The organism is Nonomuraea turkmeniaca, from assembly GCF_005889735.1.
Lineage (GTDB): Bacteria > Actinomycetota > Actinomycetes > Streptosporangiales > Streptosporangiaceae > Nonomuraea > Nonomuraea turkmeniaca.
In genome coordinates, this window is record NZ_VCKY01000552.1 from 1 (window position 1) to 1,096 (window position 1,096).

Genomic DNA, 1,096 nt, shown 5'->3' on the forward strand with positions numbered 1-1,096 from the left:
GCAGCCGACCCGGCCCATCGACTGGACCACGCCCAGGCGCCCGCATAGCTCCTGGTAGCGGCCGGCGGTGTATTCCGAGCCGCGGTCCGAATGGAAGATCACCCCATCCACATTCCCACCACGCGTGGCCACCGCCATCTGCAACGAGGCGCAGGTCAGCGCGGCATCATGGTGTTCGGACAGGGCATAGCCGAGCAGCCGGCGCGAGAACAGGTCCTCCACCGTGGCCAGATACAGCTTGCCCTCATCGGTGTCGATCTGCGTCACATCACCGCACCACAACACATCCGGCGCGACCGCGGTGAATTTGCGCCGCACCAGATCCGGCGCGGCCGGCCGCTTGCCCTGCCGGGTCAACGATCGCGGCTTGCGCCGTCGCCGTGCGACCAGGCCGAGCTCGGCCATCCGCGCCGCGACCGTGTTCTCCGACACCCGCCAGCCCGCCTCATGAAGGTCACGCGTGATCCGCGGCGAGCCGTAGGTGCCGCCCGAGGCCTCGAACAGGCGGCTGATCTCCGCATCCAGGTCGGCCCGCCGACGCTGGCGAGCGGTCGGCGCGTCGTCGCCGATGCGGTTCTTCCACTTGTAGTACCAGGACTGCGAGACGCCCAGCGCCCGGCACGAGGTGATGTGGTCGATGTTGTGCTCGGTCTTCTGGGAGCTGATGAAGGCCACCACGTCTATCGGCCCATCGCCTCTTTGACCCACAAGACCACGGAACGCTTGAGCAGATCACGCTCGTCTTCCAACTCGGCGCGTTCCTTCTCCCACGCCGCCTTCTCGCGGGCGTGCTGCTTGGCCAGCTCGGCCTTCTCCCGCCGCAGCCGGGCCAGTTCCTCCTGCTCGGACTCCTTCAGCGTTCCGCTCCCGTTGCCTCCGCCGTCGTACTGCTCGGCGAGCCGATCCATCTGCACCCAATTGTGCAGCGTGTACGGGCTGATCCCCAGATCCCGCGCCACCTGGGCTACAGGCTTGCCGGTCTCCTTGACGATACGCAGCGCCCCAGCCCGGAACTCCGGATCAAAGCGCCGCCGCGTGACTGCTGCCACGACCAAACCCTTCCCGGTTCGGTCTCCACGCTACGAGGGGATGCACA

The 1,096-nt window shown here is 67.5% G+C and carries 2 protein-coding genes; both read right to left on the reverse strand.

Annotated features, from left to right (window positions below; genetic code table 11):
- Positions 1–675, reverse strand: a 675-nt coding sequence (locus ETD86_RS54460; protein WP_170223820.1) for an IS3 family transposase, incomplete at its 3' end; no start/stop codon positions are given.
- Positions 676–680: 5 nt separating this feature from the next.
- Positions 681–1,049, reverse strand: a complete 369-nt coding sequence (locus tag ETD86_RS54465) for a transposase (RefSeq protein WP_138674401.1) — start codon at positions 1,047–1,049, stop codon at positions 681–683.
- Between the last annotated feature and the right edge of the window lie 47 nt (positions 1,050–1,096).